The 3,147-nt window shown below is 38.0% G+C and carries 4 protein-coding genes; 2 read left to right on the top strand and 2 right to left on the bottom strand.

Going from position 1 to position 3,147, the window contains the following annotated elements; genetic code table 11:
* On the top strand, positions 1-815 hold an 815-nt coding region (locus tag BAZSYMA_RS05050; protein ID WP_090716300.1), incomplete at its 5' end, for a Crp/Fnr family transcriptional regulator.
* Positions 796-1,323 carry a molybdopterin adenylyltransferase gene (mog, locus tag BAZSYMA_RS05045; protein WP_090716297.1) on the top strand — a complete coding sequence of 176 codons (528 nt, stop codon included), beginning with the start codon at positions 796-798 and terminating at the stop codon, positions 1,321-1,323. The genes BAZSYMA_RS05050 and mog, both read left to right, overlap by 20 nt.
* Positions 1,324-1,458: 135 nt before the next feature.
* Here mog and BAZSYMA_RS05040 read toward each other — a convergent pair whose 3' ends face one another.
* Positions 1,459-2,742 (bottom strand): ammonium transporter, encoded by a 1,284-nt coding sequence (locus BAZSYMA_RS05040; RefSeq protein WP_090716295.1) that lies wholly within the window; start codon positions 2,740-2,742, stop codon positions 1,459-1,461.
* A 10-nt stretch (positions 2,743-2,752) separates the two neighbouring features.
* Positions 2,753-3,091, bottom strand: coding sequence for a P-II family nitrogen regulator (locus BAZSYMA_RS05035; RefSeq protein ID WP_090716293.1), 339 nt, complete (start codon positions 3,089-3,091; stop codon positions 2,753-2,755).
* Positions 3,092-3,147 lie beyond the last annotated feature (56 nt).

The following is a 3,147-nucleotide window of genomic DNA, read 5'->3' as shown; positions in this document are numbered from 1 at the left end:
AAAAAATAAACAAACTACACAGTATTGAAGAGAAACTACGCCTTACTTTAGAAGGAGATCACCAATTAAGTAAACAAAAAATTAACACGCCTAGCACCTCAGAGCGCTTGGCATACAAAATCACTCTTTTTCAAGATATGCCTATCAACAAAGTGGAACAAATTATTAGCCATTCTAAAATTTATCAAATCCCAAAAAATAAAACGCTTATTTTAGAAAACAATTCAATAACACACCTGTATATTGTTTTAATGGGTTGGGTTAAAATATTTAAACAAAATAAAATTTTACAAATTATTAGTAATAATGAAACTGTGTTGGAGCACTGTCTGTTTGCACATCAAGTTTTTAACGCAAATGCTAAAACTATTACTGATACATTAATGCTATCTATTCCAATTAATGTACTCAACCATACATTGGAACAATCCTCTAAATTTGCACACAACCTTATGGTTATGAGTGCACAAAAAACCAATACTGCTTTACAAAATCTTCAATCTATTAAACATAAAAACACCGAACAAAGAATGGGGGAGTTTTTTCTAAAATTACTCAATGATAAAAAATGGCAATCTAATACTATCCAATTACCTTGTAACAAGTCTCTTATTTCTTCTTATTTGGGCATGAGCAGAGAAGTATTCTCACGCAACCTGAAATGCCTATCTCTTCAAGGCATTAGTGTTACAAAAAATACTATTACCATGACCAATAAAGAAAAATTATGTAAATATTGCCATTTTGATACCAATAATCAATGTTATAATTTTCAACATAATCAATGCTATCGTGATGAACAAAACAAAAATTAAAATCGGATTTATTACCATTTCAGACCGTGCTGCTCGTGGTGAGTACAAAGATATTGGCGGTCCTGCTATGCAAACTTGGATTCAACAGGCGGTATTATCACCTTACAAAGTTGAGTCTATTATTATTGAAGATGATCAAGCTTTGATTGAGCAGACCATGATAGATTTTGCAGACAATAAAAACTGCAATCTTATTCTTACTACTGGTGGCACTGGACCTACGACTCGTGATGTTACGCCTGAAGCCACGCACACTGTTTGTGAAAGAATTTTTGATGGCTTTGCACAACAGATGCGCACTGTTAGCTTAAGGACTGTTCCAACTGCCATTCTTTCGCGACAGACAGCAGGCTCGCGTGGAAAAAGTTTGATTATTAACTTGCCTGGCAAACCAGATGCAATTGCTGTATGCTTAGGTGCGGTATTCTTAGCGGTGCCTAAATGTTTAGAGTTATTGGATGACTCTAATATTCAAATTGACTTGGATTTTGTAGAACAAGAATTCTAAAAAATAATTCTTTTGAGTAAGAAAAAGATTGCCATACCCAAAGTTTTTTCCATTGTTTGTAGGCTGAATTTAAATGAGCCCACCTAAGAACCTAAAAAACCACCAATCTTGAATGGAAAATTATAATTTACAAACTTACAAATTATAGCCGATTTCTTCGTGAGCACTGATGTCCAACCCTTGCTGTTCTTCTTCTGGACTCACTCTTAAACCAACCATCATTTCAACAACTTTAAGAATAATATAAGTCGCAATCGCTGTATAAGCAAAGGTTACCACCACACCAATAAATTGCACTCCCACTTGTGAAGCGATAGTCGTGCCTTCAGCCAAGCCTTGTCCACTGAACAAACCAAGCTCACTTGAAGCAAATACACCTGCCATCAATGTACCTAAAATACCGCCCACACCATGCACTGGAAATACATCCAGTGAATCGTCAATTTTGAATTTTTGCTTAATGATAATAACTGCATTAAAACAAACAAGTCCTGCAACAATACCAATCACCAATGCGCCTGCAGGGCCAACAAAACCTGATGCTGGGGTAATCGTACCTAAACCAGCAACCATACCTGTTACTGTACCTAATGCAGTTGGCTTGCCAAATTTAATCCATTCATAAAACATCCATACCATTGCTGCAGTTGCTGCCGAGATATGCGTGACCAACATCGCCATTGCCGCGTCGCCATTCGCTGCCAATGCTGAACCCCCATTAAAACCAAACCAACCAACCCAAAGCATACCTGCACCCGTAATCACCATGGTCATATTATGTGGTGGCATTGGTGTTTTTCCAAACCCCTTGCGTGGACCGACAACCATTGCTGCTACCAAAGCACCAACACCTGCAGTGACATGCACAACTGTGCCACCAGCAAAATCTAACAAACCCATTTCTTGTAGCCAGCCGCCACCCCACACCCAGTGTGTAATCGGTGCATAAACCACAATCAGCCAAAACGCACTAAAGAGCAATACAGCTGAAAACTTCATTCGTTCAGCAAAACCACCAATAATCAACGCTGGGGTAATAATAGCAAATGTCATTTGGAAAAGTACAAATAAACTCTCAGGAATGTCGCCACTTAACGAATCCTCCAAAACACCTGAAAGCATAAACTTAGACAAACTACCAAAATAAGCGTTGCCATCGGAAAAAGCGATTGAATAGCCAACCACTAACCATAAAACTGAAACAATACCTGCGATAGCAAAACATTGCATAAGTACTGATAGAATGTTTTTGCTACGAACCAAGCCACCATAAAATAAGGCTAAACCTGGCAAGCTCATCAACAACACCAATGCTGTTGAAGTTAAAATCCACGCTGTATTCGCGCCATCCAAACTATTGACACCCTCAGCAAACACACTCATTGGCATTAAAGTTAATAAGGCTAATATTTTTTTCATTCTTACCTCCTTACAGTGCGTCTTGGTCGGTTTCGCCGGTACGAATACGGACCACTTTTTCTAAATTACTGACAAAAATCTTGCCATCGCCCACTTTACCAGTATTGGCAGTTTTGCTAATTGCTTCAATAACACTGTCTAATTCTGACGCTACAATCGCGATTTCTAACTTAACCTTTGGCAAAAAATCAACTTGGTATTCTGCACCACGATACATTTCTGTATGTCCTTTTTGACGACCAAAACCTTTAACTTCGGTAACAGTAATACCAGACACACCCGCTTCTGATAACGCCTCTCTCACATCATCTAACTGATGTGGCCTAAGAATTGCACTGACAAGTTTCATTTCTCTCTCCTATGGAATGCTTATTAACTAATGTGTCTTATTATACAAGGTAAATT

It is taken from the genome of Bathymodiolus azoricus thioautotrophic gill symbiont (genome assembly GCF_001298715.1).
Classification (GTDB): domain Bacteria; phylum Pseudomonadota; class Gammaproteobacteria; order PS1; family Pseudothioglobaceae; genus Thiodubiliella.
Note: the sequence above shows the minus strand (reverse complement) of the source record. Positions and strands in the feature narration are given on the sequence as shown.

What these genes read in the sequence shown, in the direction of transcription:
- mog (WP_090716297.1), top strand. Translation starts at nt 796, where the DNA reads ATGAACAAAACAAAAATTAAAATCGGATTTATTACCATTTCAGACCGT.
- BAZSYMA_RS05040 (WP_090716295.1), bottom strand. Translation starts at nt 2,742, where the DNA reads ATGAAAAAAATATTAGCCTTATTAACTTTAATGCCAATGAGTGTGTTT.
- BAZSYMA_RS05035 (WP_090716293.1), bottom strand. Translation starts at nt 3,091, where the DNA reads ATGAAACTTGTCAGTGCAATTCTTAGGCCACATCAGTTAGATGATGTG.